General features: G+C 71.7%; 14 protein-coding genes. 7 read left to right on the top strand and 7 right to left on the bottom strand.

Annotated elements, in window-relative coordinates:
- Window positions 1–39: 39 nt before the first annotated feature.
- From ACSNN8_RS24070 to ACSNN8_RS24055, 4 genes are all read left to right on the top strand, one after another.
- On the top strand, window positions 40–471 hold the full coding sequence (locus ACSNN8_RS24070) for a universal stress protein (protein ID WP_436651666.1): 432 nt from the start codon (window positions 40–42) through the stop codon (window positions 469–471).
- A gap of 21 nt (window positions 472–492) precedes the next feature.
- Window positions 493–1719 (top strand): PP2C family protein-serine/threonine phosphatase, encoded by a 1227-nt coding sequence (locus ACSNN8_RS24065; protein ID WP_436651664.1) that lies wholly within the window; start codon window positions 493–495, stop codon window positions 1717–1719.
- Window positions 1716–2057, top strand: a complete 342-nt coding sequence (locus tag ACSNN8_RS24060; RefSeq protein ID WP_436651663.1) for an STAS domain-containing protein — start codon at window positions 1716–1718, stop codon at window positions 2055–2057. The genes ACSNN8_RS24065 and ACSNN8_RS24060 overlap by 4 nt, the downstream gene beginning before the upstream one ends.
- Before the next feature lie 357 nt (window positions 2058–2414).
- Window positions 2415–3011: a transglycosylase family protein gene (locus ACSNN8_RS24055; protein WP_436651662.1), complete on the top strand. Its 597-nt coding sequence runs from the start codon at window positions 2415–2417 to the stop codon at window positions 3009–3011.
- Window positions 3012–3059: 48 nt separating this feature from the next.
- Here ACSNN8_RS24055 and ACSNN8_RS24050 read toward each other — a convergent pair whose 3' ends face one another.
- Window positions 3060–4169, bottom strand: a complete 1110-nt coding sequence (locus ACSNN8_RS24050; protein WP_436651661.1) for a serine hydrolase domain-containing protein — start codon at window positions 4167–4169, stop codon at window positions 3060–3062.
- A gap of 119 nt (window positions 4170–4288) precedes the next feature.
- Window positions 4289–6283, bottom strand: coding sequence for a serine/threonine-protein kinase (locus ACSNN8_RS24045; protein WP_436651660.1), 1995 nt, complete (start codon window positions 6281–6283; stop codon window positions 4289–4291).
- A gap of 528 nt (window positions 6284–6811) precedes the next feature.
- On the opposite strand from ACSNN8_RS24045, the gene ACSNN8_RS24040 reads away from it, so the two are divergent.
- On the top strand, window positions 6812–8095 hold the full coding sequence (locus ACSNN8_RS24040) for a cation:proton antiporter (RefSeq protein WP_436651659.1): 1284 nt from the start codon (window positions 6812–6814) through the stop codon (window positions 8093–8095).
- A gap of 319 nt (window positions 8096–8414) precedes the next feature.
- Here the strand turns inward: ACSNN8_RS24040 and ACSNN8_RS24035 are convergent, their stop codons facing one another.
- Together ACSNN8_RS24035 and pepN are read right to left on the bottom strand one after the other, a co-directional pair.
- On the bottom strand, window positions 8415–9278 hold the full coding sequence (locus ACSNN8_RS24035) for a sulfotransferase domain-containing protein (protein ID WP_436651658.1): 864 nt from the start codon (window positions 9276–9278) through the stop codon (window positions 8415–8417).
- Window positions 9279–10211: 933 nt separating this feature from the next.
- A complete protein-coding gene (pepN, locus tag ACSNN8_RS24030) occupies window positions 10212–12626 on the bottom strand; it encodes an aminopeptidase N (protein WP_436651657.1) in 2415 nt (804 codons plus the stop codon).
- Window positions 12627–12769: 143 nt separating this feature from the next.
- On the opposite strand from pepN, the gene ACSNN8_RS24025 reads away from it, so the two are divergent.
- The gene (locus ACSNN8_RS24025; protein ID WP_436651656.1) at window positions 12770–13723 is read left to right on the top strand and encodes an acetylxylan esterase; all 954 of its coding nucleotides are present in this window, start codon (window positions 12770–12772) and stop codon (window positions 13721–13723) included.
- On the opposite strand, the gene ACSNN8_RS24020 is transcribed toward ACSNN8_RS24025, so the two are convergent.
- Together ACSNN8_RS24020 and ACSNN8_RS24015 are read right to left on the bottom strand one after the other, a co-directional pair.
- Window positions 13712–14335 carry an MBL fold metallo-hydrolase gene (locus ACSNN8_RS24020; RefSeq protein WP_436651654.1) on the bottom strand — a complete coding sequence of 208 codons (624 nt, stop codon included), beginning with the start codon at window positions 14333–14335 and terminating at the stop codon, window positions 13712–13714. The two genes, ACSNN8_RS24025 and ACSNN8_RS24020, sit on opposite strands and share 12 nt — an antisense overlap.
- Window positions 14336–14400: 65 nt before the next feature.
- Complete coding sequence (locus ACSNN8_RS24015; protein WP_436651653.1) at window positions 14401–14910, bottom strand: hypothetical protein; 510 nt, start codon at window positions 14908–14910, stop codon at window positions 14401–14403.
- 276 nt (window positions 14911–15186) lie between these two features.
- Between ACSNN8_RS24015 and ACSNN8_RS24010 the strand changes: the two genes are divergently transcribed.
- A complete protein-coding gene (locus ACSNN8_RS24010; RefSeq protein WP_436651980.1) occupies window positions 15187–17085 on the top strand; it encodes a cellulase family glycosylhydrolase in 1899 nt (632 codons plus the stop codon).
- Here the strand turns inward: ACSNN8_RS24010 and ACSNN8_RS24005 are convergent.
- Window positions 17078–18880 (bottom strand): sensor histidine kinase, encoded by a 1803-nt coding sequence (locus ACSNN8_RS24005; RefSeq protein WP_436651651.1) that lies wholly within the window; start codon window positions 18878–18880, stop codon window positions 17078–17080. The genes ACSNN8_RS24010 and ACSNN8_RS24005 overlap by 8 nt on opposite strands.
- Window positions 18881–18952: the final 72 nt, after the last annotated feature.

Here is an 18952-nt window from a genome sequence, read left to right as displayed (position 1 = left end):
ACCTGTAATGAGGGCCCGAATCGAGCGGAGGTGGCGGCGATGAGCAGCTGGACGACGATCGTGGTCGGCGTCGACGGGTCACCCAGCAGCCGCAAGGCGCTGAACTGGGCCGCGGCGGAGGCAGCGGACCACGGGTCCGAGCTGCTCGTGCTGAACGTGTGGGAGCACACGCTGCTGCCGCCGGCGGGCAGCGTCAGCGTGTCGGAGCGCATGGTGCCCGAGCCCAGCCAGGCCACCACCGAGGAGCTCCTCCAGGTGATCAAGGAGGAGCTGGGGGAGGAGCCGCCCGTGCCGGTCAAGGCGCACGTGCGGCAGGGCCGGCCCGCGAAGGTGCTCATCGACGAGTCGTCGAGCGCCGACCTGCTGGTCGTGGGGCACCGTGGGCACGGCGGCTTCGCGGGGCTGGTGCTCGGCTCGGTCAGCCAGCACGTCGCCGCGTACGCGAAATGCCCGGTGACGGTGGTGCGCTGACCACAGCCGTAGGGTTGTGCCATGGATCAGAGCTCCGGGCAGCGATGGTTCGAGGCGCTCCAGCAGATTCTGGCCGGCACGCACCTGTGGCGGCCCGAGGAGCTCGCTCCTGCGCTCGACGAGGCGATGGCGCGGCTCGGCGTGCGCACCCGCGTCTGGGTGATCGACTACGAGCAGACGACACTGCTGCCGCTGCCGCAGCCCGGCGCACCGGCGGAGGAGTCGCTGCCGATCGGCGGGTCGCTCGCCGGGCGGGTCTTCGCCGGCATGAAGTCGCAGGTCGGCGACGGTGGCCGCCACTGGGTGCCGATGGTGGACGGCACCGACCGCCTCGGCGTGATCGAGTTCGTCGCCGACACCGGCGACCCGGGTTTTCTGCGCCGGTGCGAGCTCGTCGGCGGGCTGATCGGGCACCTGCTGGCCTCGACGTCGGAGCGCGGCGACCTGATCGAGCGGGTCCGCCGGTCCCGGCCGATGAGCCCGGCGGCCGAGCTGCTCTGGCGGCTGCTGCCGCCGCTGACCGCCAGCTTCGACCGCGCGGTGGTCAGCGCGGTGCTGCAGCCCTGCTACGAGGTGGGCGGCGACGGGTACGACTACGCCGTCGACGACGGCGCCATGCACCTGACCGTGCTCGACGCGGTCGGCCGCGGGCTGGAGGCGGGGCTGACCTGCGCCGTCGCGCTGTCCGCGCTGAGGGCCTCGAGGCGGGCGGGCGGCAGCCTCACCGACCAGGCCCGCGCCGCCGACACCGCGATCGCCGGGCAGTTCCGCGACAGCCGCTTCGTCACTGCGGTGCTGGCCCGGCTCGATCTGGAGACCGGAGAGCTGCTCTACCTCAACGCCGGGCATCCCCGGCCGCTGGTGCTGCGTGGCGGCCGCGCGGAGCTCGAGCTGCAGCAGGGGCGCCGGCTGCCGCTGGGTCTGGAGGACAGGGTGGTCGAGCCGGCCCGGGAGCAGCTGCTGCCCGACGACCGGCTGCTGCTCTACACCGACGGGGTGACCGAGGCGCGCACCCCCGGCGGTGACCGGTTCGGCCTGCCCCGCCTGGTCGAGCTCGTGGAGCGCAACGCCGAGGCCGGGCTGCCCGCGCCCGAGACGCTGCGGCGGCTGTCGCACGCGGTCCTCGAGCACCAGGGCGGCCCGCCGGCCGACGACGCGACACTCGTGTTCATGCAGTGGTCGGCGACCGCGGCGTTGATGACGGTGCCGGGGGCACTGGAGCCGGGCGGGAACGAGGACGGGGCATGACGGAGCTGCTGACGGTCGCAGTGGGCAAGGCCGACGGGCGGGTGACCGTGCTCACCGTCGCCGGCGAGCTCGACCGTGACAGCGTGCACGTGCTCGAGACGGCGGGCGAGGAGGCGCTGGCGTCCGGTGTCGAGCGGCTCGTGCTCGACCTGCGCGCGGTCACGTTCTGCGACTCCAGCGGGCTGCGCGTCTTCGTCCACCTGCACCGGACGGCCGCCGGCGGGGGCTCGTCGCTGCGTCTCGCCGAGGTGCACCCGCCCGTCTCCATGGTGATCGAGGCGGTGAGCCTCGACCGCCTGCTGGAGCTGCATGCGACCGTCGAGGATGCCCTGGATTGACTGTTTTCCCGGGCCTGCCGGCACATGAGAACAACCTCACCTTCGGGCCCCGGGATTTGGCCGTACGGGTGCCCGCGTGGTTACCGTCGGCGAGTCCCACGATCGTGGGCACCCCGGGCGGGAACGCCGAATCCTGCCGCCGCCCGGCGGACTCAACCCAAGGCATGGAGCGGGGGACCCACATGTTCTCCGGCGCGCTGACGCGTGCCCCGCGGCTCTCGCGGGGCAGGTGGGTGCGCGTTCCGCGAAGTCCGTGGGACGTGCCGCAGCGCGCCTCGGGGTGAAGCCGCCACCCGCGGCCGGGCAGCCCAGCCCGAACCCGACAGCTCACCTCGCAGGCGTGGAGGTAGTTCCGTCATGGCACAGTTCGCGAAGAAGACCCGTGTTGCCCTCGGCCTGACCGCCGCCGGCGTCGCCGGAGCGGTGGGCCTGCTCGGCCCGGCCTCGCCGGCACAGGCGTCGGGCGTCAACTGGGACGCAGTCGCCCAGTGCGAGTCCAGCGGCAACTGGAGCATCAACACCGGTAACGGCTACTACGGCGGTCTGCAGTTCAGCCGCAGCACGTGGAAGGCGTACGGCGGCACCAAGTACGCGTCGACCGCCGACAAGGCGACCCGCGCCGAGCAGATCAAGATCGCCGAGAAGGTGCTCAAGGGCCAGGGCATCGGCGCCTGGCCGGTCTGCGGCAAGAAGGCCGGCTCGTCCAAGAAGTACGCGGCCAAGAACACCGGCGGCGCGAAGTCGACGGCCAAGAAGTCCACGGCCAAGAAGACGGCCGTCACGAAGGTCACCGTCGCCAAGAGCGGCACGTACGTGGTCCGCTCCGGCGACACGCTGGCGAAGATCGCGGCGAAGAAGCACGTCAAGGGCGGCTGGAAGGCTCTCTACCAGCTCAACCGCTCGGTCCTCGACAGCCCGAACCTGATCTTCCCGGGTCAGCGGATCGCGGTGTGACACCCGTGGGACCGGCCCGGCCGTCGAGGCCGGGCCGGTCCCGTACGGTCAACCGCAGATCACGTCGTCGATCAGGTGCGAGGCGCGCTGCTCGACGGCACGCGCGGGCTGCGGATCGCGCAACTGCGTGGTCATGGCCAGCACGAGCACGCGCCCGCCGTCGGCGCTCACCGCGTTGACGGTGTTCGTGCCGAGCACGCCGCCGCCGTGCGACCAGTAGCCGCCGCACCGGTTGGGGAAGAACTCGATGCCCAGCCCGTACCGGGCGCCCGGCCTGTCCTCCTGCCACGACTCGGCCACCACCGTGTCGCGCATCTGGGCGAGCTGGGCCGGGCGCAGCAGCCGCCCCTGCTGCAGCCCCTGCCAGAACCGGGCCAGGTCGGACGGGGTGGTGACCAGGCTGCCGGCGGGCCCCGCGGCCGTCGCGTTGAAGACGGTGGTGTCGGTCAGCGGCCCGCCCGGCGCCCACTGGTGGTAGCCCTTGGCGTGCGGCCGGGGCAGCGACGCCCGGTCGCCGGGCGCGAACGTGTGCCGCAACCCGAGCGGCCGCAGGATCCGGTCGCGGACCTCGGCGGCCCACGGCCGGCCGGTCACCCTCTCGATGACCATGCCCGCCAGCAGGTAGTTGGTGTTCGAGTAGTCCCAGCTCGTGCCGGGCGCGAAGTCCGGCTCGTGCCGCATCGCCGTCGCGACCAGGTCGGCGGTCTCGTAGTGGTCGAACCGGTGGGCCAGGTAGGACTCGTACGACTTCAGCACGGGCAGCTCGCCGGTGGCGTCGTGCAGACCGCTGGTGTGCTGCAACAGCATCCGTACGGTGATGCGCCGGCCGTCGTTGCCGTTGCCCCGCACCACGCCCGGCAGCCGGCTCTCCACCGTGTCGTCCAGCGCCAGCCGGCCCTCGCCGACCAGCTGCAGCGCCACCACCGCGGTGAACGTCTTGGTGTTGCTGCCCATCCGGAAGTAGCTGTCCCGCGGCACCGGGGTCTTCCTGCCGAGGTCACCCCAGCCCGCGCGGGCCTGGGTCGTTCGGCCGTCGACGCGCGCGAAGCCCTGCACGCCCACGACGCCGGCTCTGTGCAGATCGGTGACCGCTTGGTGCAGCGGCGCGGGTGCGGGGACGACCAGCGCCGTGGCCAGCATCGTCGTCGCAACGAACATGTCGTACCTCCAGCTCGGATTCGCCAGAACCCGACCGTACGAACGTCCGCGGCCTCAGCCGATAGAGCTGGCTCCCCTATCGACGGTGGTGCTGGGTCCACCCTCGCCTTCGTTCCGGCTCACTCGTCGTCGTCCTCGTCCTCGCCCTCGTCGTCGTCGCCCCCGACCTTCTTGACCTTTTTCTCGGCCTTCTTCGGCGGCGGCGGCGCAGGCTCGGCCGGTCGTGCCGCCGGCGCAGGCGCGGGCGGCCGAGCCGCGGGCGCCCGCGGGGCCGAGGCGGTGGTCGGCGCGGCCACGGAGAGGAACGCCCGGCACACCGTCTCGTTGAGCCGGAACTGGTCGGGAAGAGCATTCACCTTGGTGTACGTCCCCCGGATCGTGGCCGTGCTGGACCGTCCCGCCGGCAGGTCGGCGATCTTCGCGGAGACCGTACGGCCACTCTGCCGCCACGTGCCCGGCGTGCCCGCGGTGAGCTTCTGCGGCCCCGGCATGGTGAAGGTCAGCCGCGCCCCCTTGATCGGCACCTGGCCGGTGTTGGCGATGCTCACCCTCCCGGCGAACCTGCCGTGCGCCGTCGTGGCCACGGTGTAGCCGACGGTGCACCGGGGCGCCTGCCGTCCGGTCCCTCCCGTCGCCGTCCCGCCTGTGGCTGTCCCGCCGGCCGCGGCGTCTCCCGGCGCTGTTCCTCCGGTCGCGGCGACGGCCTTGGCCGGGGTCACCGCCCGGTCGTCCGGCAGCAGCTTGAGCCCGACCGTTCCCGTCAGCACGAACGCCGCGACCGTTCCCGCAGCGACGAACCGCCGCCGCCGTGGCAGTTGCTCCCAGCGGCGCAGCATTGCTTGCGCCCCTGCTCTGACGGGCGCCGCTGCCGCCGCTGCGCCCGCTCTTACGCGCCCGGCCGCTGTGCTCAGGCCAGCCTTCGGGTGGTCGGCTCCTGCTTTCGCGCGCGCCTTCACGGGCCCGGCTGCCGCGTTTGCACCTGCTTCGGCGCGCCCGGTCGCCGCGTTTATGCCTGCTTGCGCGCGGTCGGTCTCTTCGTTTGTGCCTGCTTGCACGCGGTCCAGTCGCGCGTTTTCGCTTGCTTTTGCGTGGTCGACCGCCGCGTTTGCTGTTGCCGCGTCGGCTCCCATCACCGTGCCCGTGGACAGTGCGGTGTGGGCTGCCGTTGCCGCCAGGGTGTCCTGCCCCGCTTCCATCGCGGCGGCCCAGCCGGCGCCGGCGCCCGCTGACGAGCCGGGCAGCAGACCGAAGCCCGTCCCGGCCGCCGCGTCGGTGAAGCCGAGCGCGTCCGGCGGAAGTCCCGCCACGTCGCCCAGCATGGCCGCCACCTCGGCGGCCGTCGGCCGTACTTCCGGGTCCTTCTTCAGGCACTGCCGGCACAGCTCCCGCACCTCGGCGGGCAGCTCGTCGACGTCCGGCAGTTCGGCCGGCTCCTGGTAGCGGTGGGCGAGCAGCATCTGCGTGGCGGTCGACGCCTGCCACGGCAGGTGCCCCGCCAGCGTGCGATAGAGCAGCAGGCCCAGCGCGTACACATCGGTCGCCGGCCGGACCACGCCCTCCTCGAGACGCTCCGGAGCCAGGTAGGCGGGCGTGCCCAGCAGCTGCCCGGCGTCCCGGTCCTCCTCGCCCGGCGCCGCCGAGATGCCGAAGTCGACCAGCTTCACCCGCGAACCGCCGACCATGACGTTGCCCGGCTTCACGTCCCGGTGCACCACACCTCGCGCATGCGCCGCGGCCAGCGCCGCCGCCACCTGCGCACAGATCACGACCGCGAGCCGCCACGGCAGCGCGCCGCCGGTGAGAAGCTGCGACAGCTGGCGCCCTTCGACGACTTCCATCACGACGTACGGGATGGTCCGCCCGAGCGGCCCGCGCGCCTCGCCGTAGTCGTACACGTCCACCACGTTCGGATGGCGCAACCGCGCAACCGCCCGCGCCTCGGACCGCACCCGCGCCAGCAGCTGCGGATCACGCGCCAGCCCCGGCGAGAGCACCTTGACCGCCACGTCCCGGTCGAGCACGTCGTCGTGGGCACGCCACACCACCGACATGCCCCCGGCCCCGAGCCGGTCGCTCAGCCGAAAGCGTTCATCCAGGAGGTCGCCGGTTCTCATCGGACTCGGGGTTGCCCGGCAACCCGGCCACGGAAACCCGGCTCGCACCCGAAGATCACCCGCACACCGCTCACCGTGCACCTCCGCGCAGGCGTCAATCGCCCGCTCGGCGGTCACACCCGCCGCGCGCTCCAAACGCCGCGCCGCTCCGTTCTCCACTTCCACCGTGCGTCGCGCCGTCCCTCACTTCCGCCGACCGACGCGCCTTCCCGTCCTCATTTCCGCCGAGCGACGTGCCGCGCCGTTCTCCACTTCCGCCGAGTGTCGCGCCGCGCCGTTCCCCACTTCCGCCGACCGCCGCGCCATGCCGTTCCCCGCTTCCATCGAGCGCCGCGCCGCGCCGTCACCTCCTCCGAGCGCCGTGCCGTTCTCCACTTCTTCCGTGCCGCCTTGCCCAGGCACAACGCGGTGCCGCGGCGTAAGCGGCCGACCGTTCCCCTCCCTCTGCCCTTGATCCCTCCGCGGCGGCCAGACCTGTCGTGACGAAGTACGCGGTTAGTTCAATTCTTTGAGGGGCAGTTTGCTGCGGTGACCAAAGCTGACGTGGTTTTCGCGGTGATCGGTTTCGGTGCTCTGCTGGCCGGCATCCTGCCGCGTCTGCTGGAGCGCCGGCCGCTGTCCATGCCGATCGCCTTCCTGGCGCTGGGCATGCTCGTGTTCGCCCTGCCCATCGGCCTCCCGAACGCGGACCCGCTGCTCCACCCGAAGGTCACCGAGCACCTCACCGAGATCGGCGTGATCGTCGCACTGATGGGCGCCGGCCTGAAGATCGACCGTCCACTCAGCCTCCGCGGCTGGTCGTCGACCTGGCGGCTGCTGGTGATCGCCATGCCGGTCACGATCGCGGCGATGGCGCTGCTCGGCTGGTGGTGGGCCGGGATGGTGCCGGCCACCGCCCTGTTGCTGGGCGCCGCGCTCGCGCCGACCGACCCCGTGCTGGCCTCGGACGTCCAGGTCGGCGAGCCCACCGACGAGGAGGACTCCGAGGACGAGGTCCGCTTCGCGCTCACCTCCGAGGCCGGCCTCAACGACGGCCTGGCGTTCCCCTTCGTCTACGCCGCGATCGCCATGGCCACAGCCGGCGCCGCCGGGATGGGCTGGCTGGGCGAGTGGGCGTGGAAGGACCTGCTCTACCGGCTGGCCGTCGGCGTCGTCGCGGGCATCGTCGTCGGCCGTGTGCTCGGCTGGCTGTTCTTCCGCGCTCGCAAGGAGGAGCTGCGCCTGGCGAAGCACTCCGAGGGCTTCCTCGCGCTGGCCGCAACGTTTTTGGCGTACGGCGTTGCCGAGGTCGCCCAGGGCTACGGGTTCCTGGCCGTGTTCGTGGCCGCCCGCGCCATCCGCGCAGCCGAACGCTCTCACGACTATCACCAGGTCTTGCACGATTTCGCCGAACAGACCGAACGTTTGCTCACGGTCCTGCTGCTCCTGCTGTTCGGCGGCGCCGTCGTCGGTGGCCTGCTCGAGCCGCTGACCTGGCCCGCCGCCCTCGCCGGCCTGGCGCTGATCCTCGTGATCCGCCCGCTGTCCGGCTTCCTGTCCCTGCGCGGCGCGCCGGGCCACACCGCGGAACACTGGGTGATAGCCGCTTTCGGCATCCGTGGCATCGGGTCGTTCTACTACTTGTCGTACGCGCTGACCCACGCCGAATTCCCCGGAGCCGACCTGGTGTGGGCCATGATCGGTTTCGTCGTGCTGGTCTCCGTGGTTCTGCACGGTGTCGCCGTGACCCCGGTGATGCGCCTGCTGGACCGCGCCAACGAACGCACCGGAAAGCCGAACGACTCCTCGGGCGAGCCCGTATCGGCCGGCTGACCGCGCAGCGCCGCCCACCTCCGACCACCCAGTCGCGCCCTGCCTTGTCCCGCCGAGGGCGCGGCCGGCCGATCACCTGGTCGCGCCGTGCCTTGTCACGCCGACGGGCGGCCTGCCAACGACCGTTGCATCGGCCGCGGGCGTCGGCGCCGCCGCTGCCGCCGATCCAGTACACGGCGTCGTCTCTGATGTGCGCCGTGGACGGACGACCCGGTGGCCTGATGCCGCGATGCCCGGTGCCGCTATCGCCCATGCCTGCGTAAACCCTGCCCGGTCACCCCCGACGTTCCCGGCGAGTCGCGAACCGAACGGACCACTGCTATTTCTGCTGGAAGGACGGGTAGCCGAGGCGGTCGACGAGGTCGCCGGTGGCGTCGGCGAAAGCTTCGTAGATGTCGTCGTCGAAGTGGTTCTGCCAGTCGCCGGCCTGGCCCTTGCGGTAGTGGGAGACCTTGGCGGTGCCCTTGCGGTCGTTCATCCGCGAGAAGCTGTAGCGGTCGAGCAGCGTGGTCAGCTCGTCCGGCGACAGCGTGATGCCGCAGTGCCTCAGCAACAGGTCGACCTCGTCGCGCTGGTTTTCGCCGGTCAGGTCCTCGTAGCGGACGAGGCGCACCTCTTCGGACGCGGGCGCGTCGACCCACGACCGGATGGCGTCGAAGCGGTTCTTCCTCTTCATGTCGCCGATCAGCCAGAGCATGCCCTCCTTGCGCGGCTTCTCGAGCAGCACCTTGCGCACCTCGAGCACGTCACCCATCGGGCCGTGCGAGTTGCGTGTGGAGAAGTAGTTCGACACCACCATGTCCCGCGGGTCCCGCATGACGAAGAACGTGCGGAAACGCGGAGGTTTCGGCATCTTGTCGTAGCGGGCGCGGGGGAAGAACAGCGACAGCCCGATGCGCTGCGGCGGAACGACGCGCGGGTGCTTCCAGCCGTAGAAACGCGGGTCGTACGTCAGCAGTCCGGTGTGCTTGTAGACGAGCGAGTCGCTGAACAGTTCCTTGATCCACTGGCTGGCGGTCTTGCGGACCGCGCAGTGGTAGATGTTCTCGAACTCGCTGTGTGCCGTCACCGGCACGGTGAGTCGCATCTTGGTGTTGTACGCCTCGAGCTGCGCGCGGCGTGCAAGAACGCGCACCGGCTCCGGCGTCCGTTGCTTGGCGAACATGACTGCGCTGTTGAACATCGTCCGAGCCCGTGTCCTTAAATCTGCGAAATCGCGGGAGACGCTTACGACAGTGGTTCGCGGTCATGACACAAGATGATCTTGCGTGACCATTTGTGCCCGGACTTTACAACAAAATCGATCAACTTTGTCCGCACGGCGCCTGAGAGCTTCCTGTGTAGATGTGTCTGAAAGCAGACTGCTCAGAGCGCCACAAACGACGAAGAGGACAGACCCGGACGGGTGCAGCCAAGAGGCCGCGCGGGCCGAAGCGGCGACGGATAGGCGCGGGCCGAAGTAGCAGGGATATGCGTGGTCGGGCGAGTGAAAAGGGGAGGTGTAAAGCGAGGGCGGCGCGGGAGGAAGCACCAAGAGCGAATTCGGGCGGGCTGGTAAGAGCACGGCGGGGGAGCAGCGCGGCGGAAGCAGTAAGGGACGGCGGGTGGAGTGGCGAGGGGGCGGTGGGCGAAACGGCGGCGGTGGCGAAGTGGCGTGGGGCGGCGGGTGGAGTGGCGAGGGGGCGGTGGTTGAAACGGCGGCGGCGGTGGCGGAGTGGCGTGGGGCGGCGGGTGGAGTGGCGAGGGGGGGCGGTGGTTGAAACGGCGGCGGCGGTGGCGGAGTGGCGCGGGGCGGCGGGTAAAGCAGTGAGTGGCGGCGGGGAATCCGCGAAGGGGCCAGGTGAACCGGTGAGCGGCGGCGGGGATTAGCGAAGGGCGCCGGGTGAAGCAGCGAGAGTCGACGCGGTGAGCCGCTCGCGGCGGCGAAACCCGGCGTCGGGTGGCAGTGGCGGGGTGAGCTGCTTGCGGAGATGGCGCCTTGCTTCGGGTGGCGGTGGCGGGGTGAGTTGCTTGCGGAGGTGACGCTCGGCTTCGGACGGAGGTAACAGGTCGGCGGCGCGTAAAGGTGGGGCCGCGGGCGGAGCGGACCGGGCGGGCGGTGGCCGGAAGGACCGGGTCAGCCGCGGGCGCGGAGCATGCGGCGTAGTTCGTCGGCGCGCTCGAGGACGGTCTGGCGTACGACGGGGGCGGCGTCGGTGACGGCCTTCTCGGCGCGGGCGGGAAAGTCGGCGGGCACGCCGAAGCGGGGGAGCAAAAGCCCCGAGTAGACCATCGCGGGGACCATGCCGCCCCGGGCGAAGTCGGTCAGCAGGGCGAGGTAGCGGTCGCCGTAGCCGGACAGCACAGCGTCCTGGCCGGGGCGCCAGAACGAGGCTGCCACGGCGCGCATGTGGCCGATCGGCACGGTGCGGTCGACGGCGACGGCCTGCCAGATGGCGGCCTTCTCGCCGGCGTCGGCGCGGGCGGCGCGCACGGCCAGGGCCCGGAAGCCGGCGTCGGGGTCGGGGTCGCGGTCGAGCAGGTCCCGTACGCCGGCCGTGGTGTCGCCGCCGAGTTCGGCCGCACGGGTGAGGCAGCGCCAGAGCAGGTCGAAGTCGCCGTCGGCGTCCTGCTGCAAACGCGCAACAGTGTCGAGGTTCGCGGCGGAACGGATGAGACCACGCAGCGCGACCTGGCGGCGGGCGGGCTGGTCGGCGAGCCGCGCGCAGGAATCGTGGAAAGCGGCCATCAGTGCGGGGCGGTTGTGGTCGCCCGACCACAGCTCGGCCGCGTCGCCGGCCAGGCGCAGGTACGGCTCGATCACCGTGTCGGAGGTCTCGACGGCCAGCACGGCGGTCAGGCAGCGGACGACCTCGTCGGGGGTCGCCTCGCCGTTGGTCAGCATGTCCCACATGGTGGCGACGGCGACCCCGCGCGACACCGGGGTGGGCAGCTCGCCGGCGAGCTCGAACAGCGCGTCGCGGGGTGACGGCCGGGTGGTGGCGAACGTCAGGTCCTCGTCGTTGACCAGGTAGAGGTCGGCGCCGGGCGGCAGCGGCACCGGCGTGCTGCGGCCCTGCACGTCGACGAGCTCGAGCGCCGTCCGTGTCAGGCCGCCGGCTCCGCGGGTGTAGGCGCCGACCGCGACGACCTGCGGGCGGGGCGGCCCGGCGGGCCCGGCGCCGACGAGGTCGGAGCCGTCCAGGACCAGCCGGTCCACCCCGGCGGTCTCCAGCCAGCCGGCGCGCCACGCGTTCAGGTCGCGCCCCGACGTCGAGGCCAGCGCGTCGATCAGGTCCTGCAGGGTCGTGCTGCCCCAGGCGTGCCGGGCGAAGTAGTGCTTCATGCCGGCGACGAAGGTGTCCTCACCGACGTACGTCATGAGTTGGCGCAGCACCGCGGCGCCCTTGGGATACGTGATCGCGTCGAAGATGGACGCCGCCTCGGCGACATCGCGCACGGGCTGGTGGATCGGGTGCGACACCGGACCCTGGTCGGCGAGGTACGCGGTGAGTTTCTCGCCCGCGAGCAGCCCGACCCACGCGTTGGTGTGCCGGGTGGCGCGCACGGCGGCCCAAAAGCACGCGAACTCGGCGAACGCCTCGTTCAGCCACAGGTCGTCCCACCAGCGCATCGTCACGAGGTTGCCGAACCACATGTGCGACATCTCGTGCAGCAGCACGACCGCCAGGAACTCCTGCTCGGCCGGCGTCGGGTCGGACCGGCGCAGGAACGTGTCGTCCCAGGTGACGCAGCCCCAGTTCTCCATCGCGCCACCGAAGTCGGGCACGAACACCTGGTCGTACTTGCGCTGCGGGAACGGCAGCCCGAAGACGTCGCCGAAGAACGCGAGGCCCTGCGCGCTGACCGTGAAGATCTGCTCGGCGTCGCGCTCGAGCACCGCGGCGAGCGAGCGGCGGCAGAACAGGCCCAGGTCGTGCCCGCCGGCCTCGCGCCGCACCTCGTGGAACGGTCCGGCGTTGACCACGCAGTTGTAGGTCGCGAGCTTCGGCGTGTCGGGGAACGTCCACCGCCGTACGCCGTCAAGATCTTGAATCTGCGGGTCGCCGCTGTTGGACGTCACCGTCCAGCCGGCGGGCGCGGTCACGGTGAAGGCGTGCGGCGCCTTGAGGTCCGGCTGGTCGAAACACGCGAAAACGTGCCGGGCCTCGTCGGGCGCGAACGTCGTCCACACGTAGACCTCGCCGTCGGCCGGGTCGACCACCTTGTGCACACCGGCGCCGTCGGTCGTGTCGTCCTGCACGGTGTCGACGCGCACCACGTTGCTCTCGGCAAGATCGTGCAGCGCGATCCGGCCCTCCTCGGCGGGCGGCAACGGCCGGCCGTTGAGGGTGGCGGACACGACCCGCGCCACACAGTCGACAAAAGTCGACGCACCCGGCTCCCGGCAAGTGAAGGTCACCGTGGAGGAACAAGTTACTTCGGGGCCGGTCGGCAGATCCGTGAAGTCGAACGAGATGTCGTAGTGCTCCACGGCGATCAACGCTGCCCGCTGCTCGGCTTCGACCTGCGTCAGGCTCCGGAGGCTCATGCGGCCGATCGTAGAGACCCGCTCCCGAGTCGCGCGCGGGATATTCCGCACGTACGGCGCGAAGAGGATCATGAGGGGGGCATGCGCGCGGTGGAAGGTCGGCGGGGGGCTTCCCGGGTTGTTCGCTCCGTGACAATGGGCGGATGGCTCAGTTCGATCTTCCCCTCGACGCGCTGGCGTCGTACGCCCCGACCATCCCGGAGCCGGCCGGCTTCGACGACTTCTGGAAGCGCACGCTCGACGAGGCGGCCGGGCACGACCTGGCGCCGGCCTTCGAGCCGTACGACGCCCTGCTGCCCGGCGTGAACGTCTTCGACGTGCGCTTCACCGGTTTCGGCGGGCAGCGCGTCGCCGCGTGGTTCCTCACGCCGCGGCACACCTCCGGCCCGCTGCCGGCGATCGTCCAGTACATCGGGTACGGCGGCGGGCGCGGCCGCCCGCACGAGTGGTTGCTGTGGCCGGCGGCCGGCTACGCGGTGCTGGTCATGGACACGCGCGGCCAGGGCGACGGCGACACGCCCGACGGCGCCCACGCCGGCCCGCAGCACGTCGGCCTGATGACGCGCGGTGTGCTCGACCCGGACGACTACTACTACCGGCGGCTGTTCACCGACGCCGTGCGGGCCGTGGACGCGGTGAAGACCCGCCCGGAGGTCGACCCGTCGCGCGTGGTGGTCGCCGGCGGCAGCCAGGGCGGCGCGATCACCCAGGCGGTCGCCGGGCTGCGCTCGGACCTGCGCGGCGCGCTCGTGGACGTGCCGTTCCTGACGCACTTCCGCCGGGCCACCGAGATCACCGACGCGTACCCGTACCGGGAGCTCGCCGACATGTTCGCCGTCAACCGTGACAAGGTCGAGCAGACCTTCGCCACCCTTGCGTACTTCGACGGCGTTCACTTCGCCGCGCGCGCGACCGCGCCCGCGCTGTACTCGGTCGGCCTGATGGACGCGGTGTGCCCGCCGTCCACCGTGTACGCCGCCTTCAACCGCTACGGCGGCCCCAAGCAGATGGTCGTCTGGCCCTACAACGGCCACGAGGGCGGCGCGACCTTCCAGCCGCTGCACAGCCTGCCGTGGCTGCGTGAGCTATTCGGCTAGGGCTGCGCGCTCGGCCTCGATCGTGGTGTCCTCGCCGTGCCCGGTGTGCACGACGGTGTCGCCCGCCAGCGTGAACAGCTTGGCCCGGATCGAGGCGACGATGAGGTCGGCGTCGGAGTACGAACGGCCGGTGGCGCCCGGCCCGCCGTGGAACAGCGTGTCACCGGTGAAGACGCAGCCCAGGTCGGGGGCGTGCAGGCAGACCGCGCCGGGCGCGTGACCTGGGGTGTGCAGCACGGTCAGCGCCGTGCCCGCGACCTCGACCCGCGCGCCGTCGGCGAGGTCGGTGTCCCAGGCGACCGCCGTGCCGTGGGTGAGCTCCCACAGCGGGCGGTCGTCGGGGTGCAGCAGGATCGGCGCGCCGGTGCGCTCGCGCAGGGCGGGCGCGACGCGTACGTGGTCGTCGTGCGCGTGGGTGCAGACGATCGCCCGGACCGTGCGCCCGCCCACGACGGCCAGGATCGCGTCGACGTCGTGCGGCGCGTCGATCACCACGCACTCGGTGTCGTCGCCGACCACCCAGATGTTGTTGTCGACGTCGAAGGTCTGGCCGTCGAGGCTGAACGTGCCCGCGACCACGCCGTGGTCGACGCGCGCCTGTCCGTGCTGCATGGTGCTCCCTCCGCCGTCCGGGTCGGTGCCCACAATAACGACCGGCGACGAGCGGCACCGCCGGGTCAGCTGCAGTGGCGCTGAACCGGGGAGAGCCACTGGGTCATCGTCGGCCCGAGGGTCTTGCTGACGTCCTTGCCGGTCTTGATGCCGGCGAAGAACGTGGCGTCGGTCGATTTGGCGTGCATGCGCGCGGCGGCCTGCTTGCCGTCGGCCTTGAGCTGGGCGTCGGCGCTGGACGCGGTCGCCTCCTGCACGGCGGTGGCGAAGGCGGCCAGCGACTGCTGAGCCGTCGCGATGGTCTTGCGGTCGGCCACGTACTCGGTCAGGGCCCGGGCGAAGGGCGCCATGTTCTTGCCGTACGCCTGGCCGAGCGCCTCGCACGTGGTCTTGATCGCGGCGGGGGCCGCGGCGCCGGTGGCGGCCGGGCCGGTGCCGGCTCCGGCGGCGGAGGCGGGCGGGGCGGCCGCGGGCGGTGCGGCGGACGTGGAGCCCGGCTGGTCCTTCGCGGTGCCGCAGGCCGCGGCGGTCAGCAGCAGACCGCCGGCGAGCAGCGAGATCACGGTGCGGCGCATCGGTGCAACCCCTTGGGGGAGAGGGACGGGTGAGGTGGGAGCGCTCCCACCATCGCAGCACGATACGACCGCAAGAGACGCTTGTCGATCGTCGGGCACGAACAAGGTCTTGTTCAGATGAAGAACGCATTAAATACTGTCGATGGGAGCGCTCCCACTGTTGTCGGCGCTCCGGCAAGTGCCCCGCTTCCGATCCCCGTCCTCGATCCGGGAGTTCATGTGTTCCTCAGCAGAGCAAGCAAGTGCCTGGCCGCCGCGGTCGGCCTCACGTTGGCGATGCCCAGCGTGGCAGCCACCGCGGCCCCCGAGACGGCGCCACGAGCGGCCGAGGTCGCCGCGGCGCCGGGCAGCGACTGGCTGCACGTCTCCGGCAACCAGATCGTCGACGCGGCCGGCAACCCGGTCTGGCTGACCGGCGCCAACTGGTTCGGCTTCAACGCGTCCGAACGCGTCTTCCACGGCCTCTGGTCGGCCAACATCACCGACATCACCCGGTCGATGGCGCAGCGCGGCATCAACATCGTCCGGGTGCCGATCTCGACCCAGCTGCTGCTGGAGTGGAAGAACGGCCAGGCCACCGCCCCCAACGTCAACACGTACGCGAACCCGGAGCTCGCGGGCAAGAACAGCCTCGAGATCTTCGAGTTCTGGCTGCAACTGTGCGAAACGTACGGCATCAAGGTTCTTCTGGACGTGCATTCGGCAGAAGCCGACAACTCCGGGCACATTCATCCCGTCTGGTACAAGGGCACGGTCACGCCGGAGCTGTACTACCAGGCGTGGGAATGGGCAGCAACGCGCTGGAAGACCAACGACACGGTCGTCGCGTTCGACCTCAAGAACGAGCCGCACGGCACGCCCAACGACACCGTCCGCGCGAAGTGGGACGGCTCCACCGACGTCGACAACTGGAAGAACACGGCCGAGACCGCGGCCAAGCGGATCCTCGCGATCAACCCCGACGTGCTGGTCCTGGTCGAGGGCATCGAGACCTACCCGCGCGAGGGCGAGACCTGGAACTCGCCGAACACCGACCCCGACCTGTCGCCGAACTACTACAACAACTGGTGGGGCGGCAACCTGCGCGGCGTCAAGGACCACCCGATCAACCTGGGCGCGAACCAGGACCAGCTGGTGTACTCCCCGCACGACTACGGCCCGCTCGTGTACAACCAGCCGTGGTTCGACAAGCCGTTCGACAAGGCCTCGCTGACCAACGACGTGTGGCGGCCGAACTGGTTCTACCTGCACGAGAACGGCACCGCGCCGCTGCTGATCGGCGAGTGGGGCGGCCGGCTCGGGCAGGACGCGCGCCAGGACAAGTGGATGACCGCGCTGCGCGACCTGATTGTCGAGAACAAGCTGCACCAGACGTTCTGGGTGCTCAACCCCAACTCCGGCGACACCGGGGGCCTGTTGCTCGACGACTGGAAGACCTGGGACGAGCAGAAGTACGCGTTGCTCAAGCCCGCGCTCTGGCAGTACTCGGGCAAGTTCGTCGGCCTGGACCATCAGGTTCCGCTCGGCGGCACGGGCAGCACGACCGGCATCAGCCTGGCCCAGCGCTACAGCGACGGCGGCGGCGGGACCGACACGGTCGCGCCCACCGCGCCGGGGCAGCCGGCGGCTAGCGCGATCACCGGCACCGGCGTGACCCTGACCTGGGCCGCCGCGACCGACAACGTGGGCGTCACCGCGTACGACGTCCTGCGCGGCAGCACGGTGATCGCCACGGTGTCCGGGACGACGTACGCCGTCACGGGTCTGACGCCGTCCACGGCGTACACGTTCAGTGTCCGCGCCCGTGATGCGGCCGGTAACGTCTCGGCCGCCTCCGCGGCACGCAGCGTGACCACGACAACCGGCGGCGGCAACACCAGCCAGGGCTGCTCGGCGACCTACAAGACGACCAGCTCGTGGACCGGTGGCTTCCAGGCCGAGGTCGCCGTGCGCAACACCGGCACCACCGCCGGCACGCGGTGGACCGTCACGTGGACGTACCCGGGCGGCACCACGGTCGGGTCGCTGTGGAACGGCGTGCTCACGACCCCGGCCGTGACCGTGCGCAACGCCGACCACAACGGCGCCCTCGCCGCCGGCGCGAGCACGTCGTTCGGCCTGGTCGGCAGCGGCCCCGCGGCCACCCCGGCCGACGTGAGCTGCACCCTCAGTTAGCGGACCGCCCCGCCATCTCGACACCGGAGGTGGCGGGGCTCCCCGCGCGCTCGGGGATCGTGAACCAGAAGATGCTCCCGCCGCCCGGGTTCGCGTCGATGCCGACCGTTCCGTGGTGGCGCTCGACGATCCGGTGGACGATGGCCAGGCCGAGCCCCGTACCGGGGAAGTTCTGGCTGCCGTCGGCCCGCGCGAACGCCTCGAACACGGCCTCGCGATCCCGCTCCGGGATGCCGATCCCGTTGTCGGCCACCTCGCAGCGCCACCTGCCGTCACCGAGAGCGCGGCAGCCGACCCGCACGCGCGGTTCCCGGTCCGGCGGCGTGTACTTGATCGCGTTGCCGATGAGGTTGTCGAGCACCTGGCGCAGCAGGGTCGGATCGCCCTCCACGGTCGGCAGCTCGCCCACCTCCACCCGCGCCGGCCGCTCCGCCGCCCGGTCCCGCGCCACCTGCTCGGCGAGCCCGCGCAGGTCGACCGGAGCGGTGGCCATCGGCCGGTTCTCCGCGGTCGCGTAGTCGAGCAGGTCGTCGATCAGCACCCGCATGTGGTCGGCGCCCGAGCGCAGCCGCCTCAGGAAGTCACGCTGCGTGCCGTCGAGCCGGTCGTACGCCTCCTCGTGCAGGAAGTCGGCGTACCCCATGATCCGGGCCAGCGGGCTGCGCAGGTCGTGGGCCACGACGCCCGCGAACCCCACCAGCTCGGCCTCCCGCTGCCGCAGCCGCTGCTCGACCTCCTGGCGCCGGGTGATGTCGTCGCGCAGCGCCGCGGTGGCCTCGTCGACCCGGCGCTCGGCCCGGTTCCGCGACGTCACGACCGCTCCGGTGAGCGCCACCAGCAGCCCGGTCAGCACGATCCCGACCACCCAGGCCAGCTTGTCGAGCCCCTGGAAGGTGCCGGCCAGCAGCCGTTCGGTGGCCTCCACCCGCAGGTCCCAGCCGCGCTGCGCGACCGCGACCCGGGTGTCGATCAGGCCGGCGTCCGCGTCGAGCCGCACGTCCGGCCGCCAGTCCGCCACCGCCTCACCGCCGTCCAGCAGGGTGACCGCCACCGCGTCCCCGGCCGAGGCCGCCACCACCTCCCGCAGAAAGTCCTCCCCGCGTACGCCGAGCAGCAGCCAGCCGCGGAAACGGCCCGCGTCCGGCGCGCCGGGCGACGTCGCATACACCGGCGCGACGAAGACGAACGAGAGCTGGCGCCGGTCGGGCGGCACGTCGGCGTCCTTGAGCAGGCGGTACGAGCGGCTGACCGTCACCCGGAAGCTGCGCTCGGCGGTGTTCATCGCGGCAACCGCCGCGGCCGACGGGGTCACGTCCATCCCGGCGGACGAGCCGGTGCCGTCCAGCGACTTGTGCAGCACCGCGAACCGGTGCGGGCCCGGACCGGCCGGGCGCAGGGTGAGCCCCGTGGCGCCGCGCTCCCGCCACTCCGCCTGCACTGCCGCGACGCGGGCCGCCTCGGCGGGCACCACGAACGTGAGGCCCGTGGCGCCCGGCAGCCGCCGCCGGTCGACCGAGCCGGTGATCGCGCTGAACTCGGCCGCCTCCAGCCGCGCCTGCGCGCCGGTCGCCGCCGCCAGGTCGGACAGCGAGGTGACGTACCGGTTGACCTCGCCCGCGATCGCCTGCTGGACCATCGCGGTGCGCTGGTGCAGGGCGCGGGTCAGCCGGTCCTGCTCGGTGTTACGCAGCGCGATGGCCGCCAGCGCGGTGCCGGCCAGCCCCACGGCCGCCACCAGCACGAGGGCGACGAGGGAGCGGCGCACCCGGGCGGGTTCTCCGGCACTGCGCGTCACCATTTGCACGGTACGCCGGATAAGCGTGCCACCACCGACGATTCCGGGCGCAGCCTTCGGGGTAATGCATTT

This window comes from Actinoplanes sp. URMC 104, from assembly GCF_051386375.1.
Classification (GTDB): domain Bacteria; phylum Actinomycetota; class Actinomycetes; order Mycobacteriales; family Micromonosporaceae; genus Actinoplanes.
Note: the sequence above shows the minus strand (reverse complement) of the source record. Positions and strands in the feature narration are given on the sequence as shown.